General features: G+C 53.2%; 15 protein-coding genes. 4 read left to right on the top strand and 11 right to left on the bottom strand.

Annotated elements, in window-relative coordinates:
* On the top strand, positions 1 to 1,419 hold the full coding sequence (gene gltD, locus IAE27_RS07450; RefSeq protein WP_070557492.1) for a glutamate synthase subunit GltD: 1,419 nt from the start codon (positions 1 to 3) through the stop codon (positions 1,417 to 1,419).
* Between the two features lie 41 nt (positions 1,420 to 1,460).
* Here gltD and IAE27_RS07445 read toward each other — a convergent pair whose 3' ends face one another.
* The 10 genes from IAE27_RS07445 to zapE all read right to left on the bottom strand — a co-directional run bounded on the left by IAE27_RS07445 (position 1,461) and on the right by zapE (position 10,868).
* A complete protein-coding gene (locus IAE27_RS07445) occupies positions 1,461 to 2,156 on the bottom strand; it encodes a DUF1120 domain-containing protein (protein ID WP_070557491.1) in 696 nt (231 codons plus the stop codon).
* Positions 2,153 to 2,683, bottom strand: a complete 531-nt coding sequence (locus IAE27_RS07440; RefSeq protein ID WP_070557490.1) for a hypothetical protein — start codon at positions 2,681 to 2,683, stop codon at positions 2,153 to 2,155. Before IAE27_RS07440 ends, IAE27_RS07445 begins: the two co-directional genes overlap by 4 nt.
* A complete protein-coding gene (locus tag IAE27_RS07435) occupies positions 2,680 to 5,058 on the bottom strand; it encodes a fimbrial biogenesis usher protein (RefSeq protein ID WP_154022677.1) in 2,379 nt (792 codons plus the stop codon). The genes IAE27_RS07440 and IAE27_RS07435 overlap by 4 nt, the downstream gene beginning before the upstream one ends.
* Positions 5,059 to 5,079: 21 nt before the next feature.
* Entirely contained in the window at positions 5,080 to 5,757 is a 678-nt protein-coding gene (locus IAE27_RS07430; RefSeq protein WP_070557488.1) for a fimbria/pilus chaperone family protein, read from the bottom strand.
* Between the two features lie 101 nt (positions 5,758 to 5,858).
* Positions 5,859 to 6,575, bottom strand: a complete 717-nt coding sequence (locus IAE27_RS07425; RefSeq protein WP_070557487.1) for a DUF1120 domain-containing protein — start codon at positions 6,573 to 6,575, stop codon at positions 5,859 to 5,861.
* 655 nt (positions 6,576 to 7,230) lie between these two features.
* Positions 7,231 to 7,725: a ClpXP protease specificity-enhancing factor gene (sspB, locus tag IAE27_RS07420; RefSeq protein ID WP_064343903.1), complete on the bottom strand. Its 495-nt coding sequence runs from the start codon at positions 7,723 to 7,725 to the stop codon at positions 7,231 to 7,233.
* Between the two features lie 3 nt (positions 7,726 to 7,728).
* Entirely contained in the window at positions 7,729 to 8,367 is a 639-nt protein-coding gene (gene sspA, locus IAE27_RS07415; protein ID WP_004106197.1) for a stringent starvation protein SspA, read from the bottom strand.
* A 311-nt stretch (positions 8,368 to 8,678) separates the two neighbouring features.
* Entirely contained in the window at positions 8,679 to 9,071 is a 393-nt protein-coding gene (rpsI, locus tag IAE27_RS07410; RefSeq protein ID WP_000829815.1) for a 30S ribosomal protein S9, read from the bottom strand.
* A 15-nt stretch (positions 9,072 to 9,086) separates the two neighbouring features.
* Positions 9,087 to 9,515: a 50S ribosomal protein L13 gene (gene rplM, locus IAE27_RS07405; protein ID WP_004106200.1), complete on the bottom strand. Its 429-nt coding sequence runs from the start codon at positions 9,513 to 9,515 to the stop codon at positions 9,087 to 9,089.
* Between the two features lie 219 nt (positions 9,516 to 9,734).
* Positions 9,735 to 10,868, bottom strand: a complete 1,134-nt coding sequence (gene zapE / locus IAE27_RS07400; protein WP_004106202.1) for a cell division protein ZapE — start codon at positions 10,866 to 10,868, stop codon at positions 9,735 to 9,737.
* A gap of 190 nt (positions 10,869 to 11,058) precedes the next feature.
* On the opposite strand from zapE, the gene zapG reads away from it, so the two are divergent.
* The 3 genes from zapG to degS all read left to right on the top strand — a co-directional run bounded on the left by zapG (position 11,059) and on the right by degS (position 14,154).
* Positions 11,059 to 11,457 (top strand): Z-ring associated protein ZapG, encoded by a 399-nt coding sequence (gene zapG / locus IAE27_RS07395; RefSeq protein ID WP_004106204.1) that lies wholly within the window; start codon positions 11,059 to 11,061, stop codon positions 11,455 to 11,457.
* 172 nt (positions 11,458 to 11,629) lie between these two features.
* On the top strand, positions 11,630 to 13,006 hold the full coding sequence (degQ, locus tag IAE27_RS07390) for a serine endoprotease DegQ (RefSeq protein WP_200092188.1): 1,377 nt from the start codon (positions 11,630 to 11,632) through the stop codon (positions 13,004 to 13,006).
* An 86-nt stretch (positions 13,007 to 13,092) separates the two neighbouring features.
* Positions 13,093 to 14,154 (top strand): outer membrane-stress sensor serine endopeptidase DegS, encoded by a 1,062-nt coding sequence (gene degS, locus IAE27_RS07385; protein WP_026056039.1) that lies wholly within the window; start codon positions 13,093 to 13,095, stop codon positions 14,152 to 14,154.
* 26 nt (positions 14,155 to 14,180) lie between these two features.
* Here degS and IAE27_RS07380 read toward each other — a convergent pair whose 3' ends face one another.
* Positions 14,181 to 14,882: a hypothetical protein gene (locus IAE27_RS07380; RefSeq protein ID WP_070557485.1), complete on the bottom strand. Its 702-nt coding sequence runs from the start codon at positions 14,880 to 14,882 to the stop codon at positions 14,181 to 14,183.
* Between the last annotated feature and the right edge of the window lie 114 nt (positions 14,883 to 14,996).

Raw genomic sequence — 14,996 nt, 5'->3', positions numbered from 1 at the left:
ATGAGTCAGAATGTCTATCAATTTATCGACTTACAGCGAGTTGATCCGCCTAAGAAAGCGCTGAAGATCCGTAAAATTGAATTTGTGGAAATTTACGAGCCGTTTTCAGAAGGCCAGGCTAAAGCACAGGCAGATCGCTGCCTGTCCTGCGGCAACCCGTACTGCGAATGGAAATGCCCGGTGCATAACTACATCCCGAACTGGCTGAAGCTGGCTAATGAAGGACGTATTTTCGAAGCGGCTGAGCTGTCGCATCAGACCAATACCCTACCGGAAGTCTGCGGACGGGTTTGCCCGCAGGACCGCCTGTGCGAAGGTTCCTGCACCCTGAACGATGAGTTCGGCGCGGTAACCATCGGTAACATTGAGCGTTATATCAACGATAAAGCGTTCGAAATGGGCTGGCGTCCTGACCTTAGCGGCGTGAAACAAACCGGCAAAACCGTCGCCATTATCGGCGCGGGTCCGGCAGGTCTGGCGTGCGCCGACGTATTGACCCGTAACGGCGTGAAGGCGGTAGTCTTCGATCGCCATCCGGAGATCGGCGGCCTCCTGACCTTTGGTATTCCAGCCTTTAAGCTGGAAAAAGAGGTGATGACCCGTCGTCGCGAGATCTTTACCGGTATGGGCATTGAGTTCAAACTCAATACCGAGGTGGGTCGCGATGTACAGCTCGACGATCTGCTGAAAGAGTACGATGCGGTATTCCTCGGCGTTGGTACCTATAAGTCAATGCGCGGCGGTCTGGAAAACGAAGACGCCAGCGGCGTCTTTGATGCGCTGCCCTTCCTGATCGCCAATACCAAGCAGATCATGGGCTTTGGTGAAACGGCGGACGAGCCGTACGTCAGCATGGAAGGCAAACGCGTCGTGGTTCTTGGCGGTGGCGACACCGCAATGGACTGCGTGCGTACCTCGATTCGCCAGAACGCGACTCACGTCATCTGCGCCTATCGCCGTGATGAAGAGAACATGCCGGGCTCAAAGCGCGAAGTGAAAAACGCGCGGGAAGAAGGCGTGGAATTCCAGTTCAACGTTCAGCCGCTGGGCATTGAAGTGAATGCCAACGGTAAAGTCTGCGGCGTGAAGATGGCGCGTACGGAGATGGGCCAGCCGGATGCGAAAGGCCGCCGCCGCGCGGAAATCGTTGCCGGCTCAGAACATGTGGTGCCAGCAGATGCCGTAGTCATGGCGTTTGGTTTCCGTCCGCACAGCATGGAATGGCTGGCGAAGCACAGCGTTGAGCTCGATTCTCAGGGCCGCGTGATTGCACCGGAAGGCAGCGACAATGCTTTCCAGACCAGCAACCCGAAAATCTTCGCCGGCGGCGATATCGTTCGCGGCTCTGACCTGGTGGTCACCGCGATTGCCGAAGGCCGTAAGGCGGCTGACGGCATCCTGAACTACCTGGAAGTGTAACAAAAAAAGCTTGCGGGCCCGGAGCCCGCAAGCTTATTCATTCAGAGATAGACAATACTAATTACCGCCTCGCCGTCCAGCGTCACCTTTTGCCCGCTCCTGAGATTACTTCCCACCGATGCGCTTATCTGCAGAGGCACCGTTGCCGCCGTGATTGGCTGCGGCACCGAAGAGCCTTTTTTCACAAAGGTATAGAAATAGTCCTGTCCCGTTGGGAGCGGTAAAAGCGAGGAAACTTCCCACGGTCCCTCTTTGCTGGCCGATCCAGCGATATCAACGGCAACGTTTTTATCATCAACCGCGATGGTATTGGCGGAATCGATTTGCATCGCATAGCTGCCAATAGGTTTATTTTCCATCGTCATACCCAGACCAAAAAGCCGTGATTTGTCGCTTATGTATCCGCCGCCATTGACCTGAAAAAGCACTCCCTCATGACCGTGTCTATCTTTTCCCGTAATAGCGGAACTGGATCGCGCATCTCTCGCCGTAATAGCGATTCCGGTGGAGGATTCGCAGGTAATCGTTAAGGTAATATCCCGCACGCCTAGCTGGGTAAACGCGGACGTTGATAGCGACCCGACATACCGCTCACCGAAATCTACGATGCCGTTATGGCTCAGCGTTGGCGTGCACGCCGCCGCTTCTGCGGTCACGGTAAAATCAATACTAAGGTTATCGCCGGCGTGAAGGATCGGACTGAGTAAAAGCGCGAATAAAACAAAAGCGTACCTCATGGAGTTACCACCCTGACCTGCAGATTTCCACGATACGTTACGCGATCCGTAATCGCCTGGTTCTCCATCATTGAAGCCACGTTCAGAACCACAGAGAGCTGACTGGCTTCAATCTCTTCTCCCTGTACAAAGGCGATCCCTTGATTGAGCACAATGCGGGATCGCTTTGCTGCTTCCGCCGTAATCGGCGCCCCGGCGCTCCGTACAGGGACCAGCATCACGTCGCGATCGTCAGCCACTGCTTGCCCGGCGGTAATATTCATTTCCCCACGATTGCCAAGTGCGAACCTGCCGTTTTGCGCATAGGCGCTACCGAAAAAAAGCCGAATACGTTGTGGCTTATCACAATGTACATACAGGACGAACTGCTTTTCCGGCAGTGCCACAGGCTTATCTCCAGCCTGCTGGCGCTCTGCCGGGCGAACGGGCAGATAGTCAACCGAACGCTGCGTGCTATTTAATTCGCATTCGGCCAGAAGGGCGCCGGAAAACGCCAGCAGGCTAAGGCCCAGCCATAGACGAATCATTGACATACCCCGCTGGCATTTTCATAGAACGCATCTGCGTCTGGCGCTTCAGGCAGCGTTAGCGAGATGCGGCAACTTCCCTTTTCCAGTTTCGCCACCAATGTTTGTCTCCCTGAGAGGTTGTTCAAAAAAAGCACGCCGTCATCGACGGAAGTCGTTAAGTAATTGCCCGCTGAATCCGTTACGGCGACCCCCTTCGGCAGCGGATCACCGTTCCCCATCGTGACATCCAGCAATACCCGGCGTTCCGTGATGGTAGAAAAGCGGATTTTGCCCACGGCCCCTCTGCCTTGCTTGAGCATTCTGAGCCCATTGCCAATATCCATATTCTTTGGCAAAGTCGCGGTGTTGATTTCAACGGCTGCATCTCGCCAGGCTGAAACGGAAGGGATGACTGCCTGACCGCTGAAGTCAGTCCACACCGGCCCCTGCGATGTCTCGATGCGCACTCCGGAAACCGGCTTATCCAGGCTGGCAATGGCAAAGGTGTCGCGAATCGCCCACGGTGTAAAAGTCACACCATGGCGGTGGGCGGCCATTCCCCCGCGCAGCGTTCCGGAATAGCTATGGCTCTGCGAACCGTTGGTACTCGCATTCATACTTAGCTGCGTGTAATGCAGATTCTGATTTATCCCGCCGCTGAAGCTATTCCGACTCTCGGTCTGGTCACGTTCGGCGCCGAGGGTATAAGTAGTATCATCGCTGATAGTGCCCGTTACCGAGGAACCAAATCTCTCCCGCCCTTTATCACTGCGCGCGTAAGCGTTGACCGAATGCCGCTGGAAGGGAATATTCAGGTTCAGATAAAAAAGATTATCATTGCTTTGCTCGATACTCCCGCCGCTGAGCTGGCGCTGCCAGCTTGCCGATACGGAAAATGCGCTAAAACTCTTGCCCCAGTTAAGCGTCGCGTAGCGAGAATTATTTTGGCTATCGAATCCCGTTGCATCATAGAAGCTGGCACTCATCGTTCCGATAACGGGGAGGCCCCAGCTCGCGCCCAATGAGTACTCCATTTTATTAAAGGCGCTAAAACTCTTATCAATAGCCTGCGAAAACTCACGATACTTTTCAGAGTATTTGCTCAACGAAGCATTCAGCCCAAAACCTGACTGTGTTGCACAGGAGGCCGATAGATTGTACTTCTGGCCCTGCTGCGCATTATCGCGATCGAACGCCTGGTTAATCTGAAGAGAAAGCGAAATTTCCTGCGGCAATACGGAATCAACGCGTATTCCTAAGGCCTGGTAGCTCTGGGCAACGATCGCGCCACTAGTTAAATTATGCCTGGCATTCAGCTTCCAGCCGCCAGCCAGGCTGGCTACCCAGGGCTGCTGGCTATATGCATCGCTCACCCGGCCTAATGAAAATTGATATCCGCCCGCAGGCCCCAGCCCGGAGCGATACAATGAGGCGGGAACCACCTGGCTATGCTGGCTGCCATCGGTCTCAATAACGGTGATCGTCAGATCGCTGGTGACGTTGCGCAGAGGAATATCCGTTAAGGTAAAGGGGCCGGCAGGCACTAAAGTGGAATACACCATGATCCCTTGCTGGCGAATCTCAACCCGCGCCTGCGGGGTACTGGCGATCCCGGTTACCAGCACGCCGCTCCCGGCATCGTTAAGGGCGCTCTCCGGCATCAAGGAGATACCGTATAGCTCGGCGCCGTCGAGCAAAGGATTATTCATGCCTACCTCTCCGGCCTTAACGGTGCTTTTTATCTGCGTAAAGGTGCGCTGCAGGTAGGTCTGCGAATTTTCGCTGGTAAACTGATTATTCGCACGGCTTAATAGCTGATGGCTACGCAGCAGCCAGGTATTCACGTTTAGACCACCGTCCAGCATCAGCTGCGAATACTCGGAATGACCGCCGCTATAATCGTTGCGCGAAGCGAAAAAGGTGTAATTCAGCACCCCAGCCGTACCGCTCGTATCGTATCCGCTCAGGTCGGTACTTTGGCTAACTAACTGCTCCTGCGGTAATATCAGATCGAGCCGTCCTTTTCCTGGCGACGCTTTCAGGATCGTTTCAGGATGGGCCTGTAAATAGTCGTAGCAGTCCTCGCTATCGTTCCTGGGCTGGCGAATACCGGCTTGTTCCATAAACGCTTTATCGAAACACAGCTGGCCGTCATCATCAAAGTGGGCGACGATATTTCCCTTATCCTTACCGTTAACGCCCAGCATAACCGAGGTCGCTCCCGGCAGGAATTTGGCTTCTGAAGAGAAATAATGCGCAATTTGTGGATCGATACCTAAAGACGTTAAGGTTTCACTATCAAATTCTATCGTGCTCTTTTTGGCCTCTTCAGCTATCGCCAGTTGAGCGCTTCCCAACCCGATAAGACAGGCCAACAGCTTTTTCCTGAGCATTCCGTTCATCCTTGAACATCGTCACTGCAACGAGGTGATGTAGCGATCTCCTTTATATCCATAGCGGCTTGCCGGGAAAAACTCGACTTTCGTATCCGCTCCCGCTTTAGCAGGTAATTTTACGCTGACGCTGGTGTGCGGCAGGAGATACGTTTTCGCTAACTCGCCGGGAGAACCTGAAGGCAAAGTATTAAACATGGCCGTCATCCTGACGACATAGTCGCTCGGATTACTGATTTCCAGCTGGCCACCCTTTTTGCGCCAGACCAGATGTTTCCACGGCGCGGGCTCCTCCGCCAGGCTGGCTGGATGGATAATGACCGGTAAATCCTGACGAATAGTGACCGTTGTTTTCAGTTTTCCCTTTTCCTTCGGCGGTATTCCTTCAAAGGTGACCCGTTTAAACTCTTCCTGTTGTAAAGGTTTAGACGTTTGCAATATAAAGCGGATCTTTTGCGTGTCCCCTTGCTCTACGCGTACTACCGGCTGCGTGACAATTAAGCGGATAGATTTATCGCTATCGGCTAAATCCACCACTTTGGTATAAAGCAGGGACGGATGCGAATCGGAATTGGTGAGGTTCATCGACACCTCACCTTTTTGCTCATCAACGAATAAAACAGACGTCTCAGGCACCATGCCGCTGGCATTGGCCCGAGTCGTCAATATCAATAACGACAACAGCAGCGTTTTTTTCATATTAGTGGTAATGATTAATTGAGATGGAGCTTATTAACAGGCCCAATAAATCCACAAAGAACATTTATTGGGCCGAATTCAGACTGACAACTTATGAAAAATTAGAGATAAACAAGGCTCAGCGTGGCATTACCATCCAGCTCAATTTGCGTTCCGGCACCGAGTACGCTATTGTCCTGAACGGCGGAAACGATATCCAGCGGCATCACTAAATCTTTAAACAGCATTGGGGTGGTTTTGCCGGCTTCAGCAACGGTAACGATACGGGTAGCATCGGAATAATATGAAGCGCCGCTATTTGCATTCTCCCACGAGCTATTTTCTCCCCCCATATTTTTCACGATCATATCCACTGCTGCGCCATCAGCAGTTAATCCATCCTTCATTGCCGTAACGGAATAAGCACCGATCTTCATGTCATTAACGGTACCAAGGCCAAACGCTGCAGACTCCGTTGACATATTTTGCCCCGGAATATAATCAGCAATATACGCCGAGCTTGAAATCTCAACTTTAGAGCTGGCACGGTTATCCTTCGCCACGATGCCCACGCTGGTCGCCGCATCGCAGCTAACCGTTAACGTAATGGATTTTTTGCCCAACTGAACCAGGGTGCTACCGCTGATCGGCTTTTCGAGAACCGAGTTGTTCATAGAGCCGTAATCAACAACACCACTGTTGCTCAGCTCCGGGGTGCACGCAGCCGGAACAAAGGTTCCTTTAACGGTGAGAGTAGTATCCGTAGCAGCATTAACGCCCGCAGCAGAAACAATAGCAGCGCAAACGCATAGCGCAGAAAGCGACTTTTTAGAGAACATATCAATTTTCCTTAATGTATAGTACGACCGATATCAATAAAAATATCGGCACATCCTTTATCCAATTAAATCATTGCCACTAATCACCCCTCAATAATTATTGAGAAAAGAATTAGTCACTGGAAGTAATGATGAAAGAGACTCCTCTCACCGCCGGCTAATCTACTTAATTGAACGACTAATCTCAAGAAAAATAATCGCAAATTTTAAAAAGTAAAAACATTCAATAATTACAAGAAGATAGTAAATGAACTGCAGGTAAGTTAAATAAAACACAGGTCAGTTAATTAATCTGCACTTTATAAATAAACGGCATCAATAGCAAAATAAAAACACATATTCATCATAGAAACACCTTAATTAAATTTACAACAAATAAACCCAGAAAAATATGAATTCACACTCCCATTTCATCTAATATACCCTATCTCCTGTGCTGGATGACCATAGGGCACAACAAAATAATCTGTGCAGACCCAGCCCACCGCAGAAACACACTTTGCCCTGACGGAGAAGAGACTCGACGCCAGCAGTAAAGTTATAAAATGAAAAAAGCGAAGCATGTTTATGGCATGCTTCGCTCGGGATAAGGAATGTTGTCTGAAGCACATATGAATTAATATATGAATCAGGCCCCGCAGGGCCTGTGTTAATATCACTTCACAACGCGTAGCGCTGGACGTCCGCCACGCGGCGGCGGCGTATCATCCGGATCGTCATCGTGATTGTCAGGCTTATCGCCATCAATCACCGACATGACCGTTTCGCTGTCGTTACCTGGCAATTCTTCGTCATCATTCAGGCTGGTGACATCTTCATCGTAGGCGGCTTCAGGCTCAAACATTGTACCTGCGCCGTTCTCTCGAGCGTAAACCGCCAGTACGGCAGCCATCGGCACGGAAACATTTCGCGGCACACCACCGAAGCGCGCGTTAAAACGCACTTCGTCGTTCGCCAGCTCCAGGTTACCGACAGCACGCGGAGCAATATTGAGAACAATTTGCCCATCACGCGCATACTCCATCGGCACAAGTACGCCCGGCAGAGTAACATCAACGACCAGATGCGGAGTCAGCTGGTTATCCAGCAGCCACTCATAGAACGCCCGCAGCAGGTACGGGCGACGAGGCGTCAGCTGTGATACATCCATCATTTAGCCCCGACCGAGGCGCATTTCACGCTCGGCTTCAGTTAAAGAAGCGAGGAAAGAGTCGCGCTCAAATACGCGAGTCATATAGCCTTTAAGCTCTTTCGCGCCAGCACCAACCAGCTCGACGCCAAGAACCGGCAGGCGCCACAGCAGCGGAGCCAGGTAGCAGTCCACCAGGCTAAACTCATCGCTCAGGAAGTAGGGCTTCTGGGTGAAGACCGGCGCAATGGCCTGCAGCTCTTCACGCAGCTGCTTACGTGCAGTATCGGCCTGCGAAGCGGTACCGGTCTGAATAGTATTCATCAGAGAATACCAGTCTTTTTCGATACGCTGCATGTAAAGACGGCTTTCCCCACGGGCCACCGGATAAACCGGCATCAGCGGCGGATGCGGGAAACGCTCATCCAGGTATTCCATAATGATGCGAGATTCCCACAGAGTGAGCTCACGATCCACAAGCGTCGGCACGCTTTGATTCGGGTTGAGGTCAATCAGATCCTGAGGCGGGTTATCCTTCTCCACGTGCTCTATCTCAAAACTAACACCTTTTTCGGCCAGCACGATGCGGACCTGATGGCTATAGATGTCAGTAGGACCAGAAAACAGCGTCATTACCGAACGTTTGTTGGCAGCGACAGCCATGAAAACCTCCAGGTATATTCAGAATTTTGTACTGCTGCCGACCACGGATGGCCAGCCAGATGTAAAAACCCCATTTGCGTGATATCACTTTTGCTTATCATCCAAACAAAAAATGAACAATCACCTGCATTTGGGCAGAAAATTGGATGATAGTTTACCAGATTTTGGAGACGTTGTGGTGAGGGTATTCTGGAAATGCTGAAAAAGTGGTAATAATGGGGCGTTTGTAGAGTGAAAATGGCAAATTTATCCATAAAAAAACCCGCCGAAGCGGGTTTTTTCGCAAATTGTTCTGCATAAGCAGAGGACAATTAACGTTTGGAGAACTGCGGACGACGACGTGCTTTACGCAGGCCGACTTTCTTACGTTCAACCTGACGAGCATCACGAGTAACGAAACCAGCTTTACGCAGTTCGCCACGCAGGGACTCATCGTACTCCATCAGAGCGCGGGTGATACCGTGACGGATCGCACCAGCCTGACCAGAGATACCACCACCTTTAACGGTGATGTACAGATCTAATTTCTCAACCATGTCGACCAGTTCCAGCGGCTGACGAACTACCATGCGGGCAGTTTCACGACCGAAGTACTGTTCCAGAGAACGCTGGTTGATAACGATTTTACCGTTGCCCGGTTTGATGAAAACGCGAGCTGCGGAACTTTTGCGGCGACCGGTGCCGTAGTATTGATTTTCAGCCATTGCCTATAATCCCGATTAGATGTCAAGAACTTGCGGTTGCTGTGCCGCGTGGTTGTGCTCGTTACCCGCGTAAACTTTCAGCTTACGGTACATAGCACGACCCAGCGGGCCTTTTGGCAGCATGCCTTTAACCGCGATTTCAATCACACGCTCAGGACGGCGGGCAATCATCTCTTCAAAGGTCGCTTCTTTGATACCACCGATGTGGCCGGTGTGGTGATAGTACATTTTGTCTTCGCGCTTGTTGCCGGTTACAGCAACTTTTTCTGCGTTCAGAACGATGATGTAGTCACCGGTATCAACGTGCGGAGTGTATTCCGCTTTGTGCTTACCGCGCAGGCGCAGAGCCAGTTCGGAAGCCAGACGGCCCAGAGTTTTACCGGTCGCGTCAACAACATACCAGTCGCGTTTTACGGTTTCTGGTTTAGCTGTAAAAGTTTTCATTAAAAGCTTACCCAAATAAATAAGTTACACGTTGGTGAACACCCAAACGTTTAGTCAGTTGAGGTTCACACGACATTGTCCAGCAAACCTACCCCTTCGAATAGCCTATGCCGGCACATAGAAAGTTTTGGGAAAAAAACCTTCTCGTAACGTGGGGTCGCAAGATTATAGAGAAGTCGGGGTCAAAGATCGACCCCTTTATGTGATTTGTACCCGGTTTTACCCCGCCAGGTGTTCTCGCTTCAGATACTCCTCGCTCTGCATCTCCTGCAGGCGCGATAAACAGCGCTGGAACTCGAATTTTAATCTCTCGCCCTGATAGATCTCATACAGCGGAACCGCCGCACTGACCACCAGTTTGACGTGGCGTTCGTAGAATTCATCGACGAGGGCGATAAAGCGCCGCGCCTCGCTCTCCATCAGCCCGGTCATCACCGGCACATCAAAGAGCATGACGGTATGAAACAGGCGCGAAAGCGCAATATAGTCGTGCTGGCTACGCGCATCCACGCACAGCGTCGCAAAAGAAGCCGCCAGCGTCTGGTTCTCAACGCCTAACGTCGGCAGCGGACGGTGGTTTATCTCCAGCGTTGGCATCTGCTCGCGCTTTGCGCCCGCCAGCGCCAGCCACAGTTTGTCCATCTGCTGGCGGGTCTCAGCGTTCAGCGGCGACAGCCACAGGTGCGCCTGGGTCAGCGTGCGCAGACGATAATCGATGCCGGCGTCGACATTCATCACATCGCAGTGCTGCTTAATCGCGTCGATCGCTGGCAGGAAGCGGGCGCGCTGCAGACCGTTACGGTACAGTTCGTCAGGAGGAATATTCGACGTCGCCACCAGGGTTATCCCGCGGGCAAACAGCGCTTTCATCAGACCGCCCAGCAGCATCGCATCGGTAATGTCAGAGACAAAAAACTCATCAAAGCAGAGCACATCGGTTTCAGCTTTAAAACGGTCCGCAACGATTTCCAGCGGATCGCTGTGCCCCTGCAGCGTGGTTAACTCTTCATGTACCCGCAGCATAAAGCGATGAAAATGCAGACGTTGTTTACGTTCTCCCGGCAGACTTTGAAAGAACAGATCCATCAGCCAGGTTTTCCCTCTGCCGACGCCACCCCACATATAGAGACCGCGAACTGCGGCCGTTTCGACAGCGGGTTCACGCTTGCCCAGCAGCTTGCCGAATTTCGCCCGCAGACCGCCGCCGGTTTGCGGCGCTACCGAAGGTTTATTCTGCAATTCTTGATAAATCGTATCGAGGCGGCTGACCGCTTCTCGCTGAACGTCGTCAGGTTGATGGCTTCCCTCTTTGAGAGCGGAAAGGTAACGCGATGTTGGGGACAGGCTTTGCATGATCTAATTGTTATTCCTTGAAAACCGTAATGCCGTAGCTCACGATTGACGAAAAAAAGGCTACTCTACACTACGTGATGATACGCCAGGATTCCACTTCTGTGGAATTAGCGGTTATAGTGGCACTATCGGGCGCAGGCGGAGAGCCTCATAGCCACCCTACGGAACCACAAAACAACGGGAGATGTTCATGACCTGGGAATACGCGCTAATTGGGCTAGTTGTCGGCATCATTATCGGTGCCGTCGCGATGCGTTTTGGCAATCGTAAATTACGCCAACAGCAGGCGCTGCAGTTTGAACTGGAAAAGAATAAAGCAGAGCTGGAGGAGTACCGCGAAGAGCTGGTGAGCCATTTCGCCCAGAGCGCCGAGCTTCTGGATAACATGGCGCATGATTACCGCCAGCTGTATCAGCATATGGCGAAAAGCTCCAGCAACCTCCTGCCGGACACCATGGCGGACGCTAATCCGTTCCGCAATCGTCTGGAAGAGTCCGAAGCGGGCAACGATCAGGCTCCGGTCCAGATGCCGCGCGACTATTCTGAAGGCGCATCCGGTCTGCTGCGCGGCGGTGTAAAGCGCGATTGATTCGGCAACGCCAGTAAAAATATTTCCCGGGCGCACCCTCTGCGCCCGTTTCAACCTCTCATCCCAGCTACAATTTAACTATTGCCCACGTTGTTACCGGGTCGAAAATTCAATAACATCGGGCCATTCGGGACGTTTCCCATACACCTCAGGTTACGAGAGCCAGCAACTAATGAATAAACCAACTTTGCTGTTGAGTGCGTTAGCGTTAAGCATTGGGTTGTCGTTGTCAGCCTTACCTCCGGCAGCAGCGTCTTTACCGACACAAGTTCCGGGCCAGGGCGCGCTGCCAAGCCTCGCGCCAATGCTGGAAAAAGTGTTGCCGGCGGTGGTGAGCGTACAGGTTGAGGGTACCGCGTCACCCGCGCAGGATATGCCGGAAGAGTTGAAGAAATATTTTGGCGACAACGCGCCGCAAGAGCAGGCGCAGCCTTTTGAAGGACTGGGTTCCGGGGTCATCATTGATGCAGCAAAAGGCTACGTGCTGACCAATAATCACGTCATTAATCAGGCCCAGAAGATCAGCGTCCAGCTCAATGACGGGCGTGAGTTCGATGCCAAACTGGTCGGCAGCGACGAGCAGAGCGATATTGCACTGCTGCAGATCCTCAAGCCCAGTAATTTGACGCAAATCGCTATCGCCGATTCGGACAAGCTGCGGGTTGGCGACTTCGCCGTCGCCGTCGGTAACCCGTTTGGCCTGGGTCAGACCGCCACATCCGGGATTGTTTCCGCCCTTGGCCGCAGCGGCCTGAACCTTGAGGGGCTGGAAAACTTTATCCAGACCGATGCTTCGATTAACCGCGGCAACTCCGGCGGCGCGCTGCTGAACCTCAACGGCGAGCTGATTGGCATCAACACCGCCATTCTGGCCCCGGGCGGCGGCAGCGTCGGCAGCGTCGGCATTGGTTTCGCCATTCCCAGCAATATGGCAAAAATCCTCTCTCAGCAGCTTATCCAGTTTGGCGAAATCAAACGCGGCCTGTTGGGTATTAAAGGAATGGAAATGAGCGCGGATATCGCCAAAGCGATGAATCTTGACGTCCAGCGCGGCGCATTCGTTAGCGAAGTCCTGCCAAACTCGGGGTCGGCTAAAGCGGGCGTTAAATCTGGCGACGTTATCGTCAGCCTGAACGGCAAACCGCTCAACAGCTTCGCCGAACTGCGTTCACGCATCGCCACGACCGAGCCGGGAACCAAGGTGAAACTAGGACTATTGCGCGAAGGGAAACCCGTTGAAGTGGAGGTCACGCTGGACAAGAGCACCTCGTCTTCCGCCAGCGCAGAGCTTATCGCTCCTGCGCTACAGGGCGCATCGTTAAGCGACGGTCAGATGAAGGATGGGACCAAAGGCGTCATCATTGATAACGTCGATAAAGGCAGCCCTGCCGCGCAGGCCGGCCTGCATAAGGACGATATCATTATTGGCCTCAATCGCGAACGCGTGCGCTCGATTGCCGAACTGCGAAAAGTACTCGAAAGCAAACCGACGGTCATTGCACTGAACGTCGTTCGCGGCAGCGAAAGCATCTATCTACTGCTGCGCTAACTCGCCTTCCGGACATCGCGTGCAGTGCGATGTCCGGACAAGTCGTGTTATGCTTCGCCTGTCTATCCATCAACGATATCTGCATCATGCCTGGAAAGCTTTTACGTTCGATACTTATCGGTTTGATCGTCGGCGGTTTGCTGCTGGCCGTCATGCCTTCCCTGCGCCAGTGGCAGCTTTCGCCGACCACGCAATACGATAGCGCGGATGAATCCCCCGCCAGCTATAATTCCGCCGTCCGTCGCGCGGCCCCTGCGGTCGTCAATGTCTATAACCGCGCCCTTAACAGCACCAGTCATAATCAGTTAACGCTCGGCTCCGGCGTGATCATGGACCAGCGCGGCTATATTCTGACCAACAAGCACGTCATCAACGATGCCGATCAGATTATTGTTGCCCTGCAGGATGGCCGGGTCTTTGAAGCGCTGCTGGTCGGCTCAGATACCCTCACCGATCTGGCGGTATTAAAAATCAACGCCAGCGGCGGTCTGCCGGTTATTCCGATTAACCCGAAACGCGTGCCGCATATCGGTGACGTCGTGCTGGCGATTGGCAACCCGTACAACCTCGGGCAAACCATTACCCAGGGCATTATCAGCGCCACCGGGCGTATCGGTCTGAACCCCACTGGGCGCCAGAACTTCCTGCAGACCGATGCGTCAATCAACCACGGTAACTCCGGCGGCGCGCTGGTGAACTCGCTGGGCGAGCTTATGGGTATCAATACCCTGTCATTTGATAAAAGCAACGATGGCGAAACGCCGGAGGGCATCGGCTTTGCGATTCCTTTCCAGCTGGCGACCAAGATTATGGATAAGCTGATCCGCGATGGCCGCGTGATTCGTGGCTACATTGGGATTAGCGGCCGCGAAATTGCGCCGCTGCACGCGCAGAGCGGCGGCGGTATCGATCAATTGCAGGGGATTGTAGTCAATGATGTGGCGCCGGAAGGCCCGGCAGCCCAGGCAGGGATCCGCGCCAACGACGTGATTATTTCGGTTAACGATAAACCCGCCGTTTCCGCCCTGGAAACCATGGATCAGGTCGCAGAGATCCGTCCGGGCTCGGAAATTCCGGTGGTGATTATGCGTGACGATAAAAAAATTACGCTGCATATCGCCGTACAGGAATATCCTGCGACCAACTAACAGGCTCCCCGAACGGGGAGCGCAATTTAATCAGCAAAAATCGGCCCGGCCGGGAATTTCGCCAGAAACCCGGTGACGGCCAGCAGCGACCACAGCCCCGGCCAGGCAAACTGCCGCTCCCGCAGCTCGTCATCGAGCGTCATCAGCGCAAATTCGCCGTTATCACCCAGTACGCCGCCCTGCCAGAGCAACCGTTGAGCCTGCTGCCGCGCCCAGGGTGATTCGCTCTTCCAGGCCAGCAGATGCAGCAGTGACTGCTGCAGGCAGACGCCATGAGGATGCTTGTCCCGCAGCAGTCGCCGGTAAACCGGCAGCGATATGCTGCGCACGGTATAAAATCCGCTGCGGGTTTCAGCATCCGCATCCGCCGCGCCGGCACAATACTGGCCGGCCAGGTCGCACAGACGATTGTGCGTCAGCGTCTTTCCCAGTGCATCCAGATGACCCGCTGCGGCACACAGCAGCCCACTTCTTTGCATCCACGGCGTGGAGTCCCGAAATACCGTATCAGGTAGCGCCGGTTCTGTTTCAGCTGCTTTATTTTGCGTACCCGCCTCATAGCAATGGACAAAAAAATCATGGTCTCTGCGGGCAACTGATGGGTGCGCTAACAGGTTAAGCGCGGGCTGCAGTTGTTCAACTTCATCTACTGATGCCAGCATGTAATCGATAATGACATCTTTTGTCGATGCCCTGCTTTCGGGGCGTAATGTTATGGTTTCATTCATCGAAGCCTCCTTATAGGAAATCTCCCGGTGGCGCTGCGCTGACCGGGCTACGGGTCCGTGCAGTCCGGTAGCCCGGACAAGGCGCGTTAAGCGCCGCCTCCGGGAGGATCCCCG

The sequence above is a fragment of the Klebsiella sp. S69 genome (assembly GCF_016516145.1).
Lineage (GTDB): Bacteria > Pseudomonadota > Gammaproteobacteria > Enterobacterales > Enterobacteriaceae > Klebsiella > Klebsiella oxytoca.
The sequence above is the reverse complement of the archived record's forward strand: the minus strand, read 5'-3'. Positions and strand labels throughout refer to the sequence as shown.

Bases quoted from the DNA above. Each gene is read 5' to 3' on its own strand.
- gltD (WP_070557492.1), top strand. From the start codon at position 1: ATGAGTCAGAATGTCTATCAATTTATCGACTTACAGCGAGTTGATCCG.
- IAE27_RS07445 (WP_070557491.1), bottom strand. From the start codon at position 2,156: ATGAGGTACGCTTTTGTTTTATTCGCGCTTTTACTCAGTCCGATCCTT.
- IAE27_RS07440 (WP_070557490.1), bottom strand. From the start codon at position 2,683: ATGATTCGTCTATGGCTGGGCCTTAGCCTGCTGGCGTTTTCCGGCGCC.
- IAE27_RS07435 (WP_154022677.1), bottom strand. From the start codon at position 5,058: ATGCTCAGGAAAAAGCTGTTGGCCTGTCTTATCGGGTTGGGAAGCGCT.
- IAE27_RS07430 (WP_070557488.1), bottom strand. From the start codon at position 5,757: ATGAAAAAAACGCTGCTGTTGTCGTTATTGATATTGACGACTCGGGCC.
- IAE27_RS07425 (WP_070557487.1), bottom strand. From the start codon at position 6,575: ATGTTCTCTAAAAAGTCGCTTTCTGCGCTATGCGTTTGCGCTGCTATT.
- sspB (WP_064343903.1), bottom strand. From the start codon at position 7,725: ATGGATGTATCACAGCTGACGCCTCGTCGCCCGTACCTGCTGCGGGCG.
- sspA (WP_004106197.1), bottom strand. From the start codon at position 8,367: ATGGCTGTCGCTGCCAACAAACGTTCGGTAATGACGCTGTTTTCTGGT.
- rpsI (WP_000829815.1), bottom strand. From the start codon at position 9,071: ATGGCTGAAAATCAATACTACGGCACCGGTCGCCGCAAAAGTTCCGCA.
- rplM (WP_004106200.1), bottom strand. From the start codon at position 9,515: ATGAAAACTTTTACAGCTAAACCAGAAACCGTAAAACGCGACTGGTAT.
- zapE (WP_004106202.1), bottom strand. From the start codon at position 10,868: ATGCAAAGCCTGTCCCCAACATCGCGTTACCTTTCCGCTCTCAAAGAG.
- zapG (WP_004106204.1), top strand. From the start codon at position 11,059: ATGACCTGGGAATACGCGCTAATTGGGCTAGTTGTCGGCATCATTATC.
- degQ (WP_200092188.1), top strand. From the start codon at position 11,630: ATGAATAAACCAACTTTGCTGTTGAGTGCGTTAGCGTTAAGCATTGGG.
- degS (WP_026056039.1), top strand. From the start codon at position 13,093: ATGCCTGGAAAGCTTTTACGTTCGATACTTATCGGTTTGATCGTCGGC.
- IAE27_RS07380 (WP_070557485.1), bottom strand. From the start codon at position 14,882: ATGAATGAAACCATAACATTACGCCCCGAAAGCAGGGCATCGACAAAA.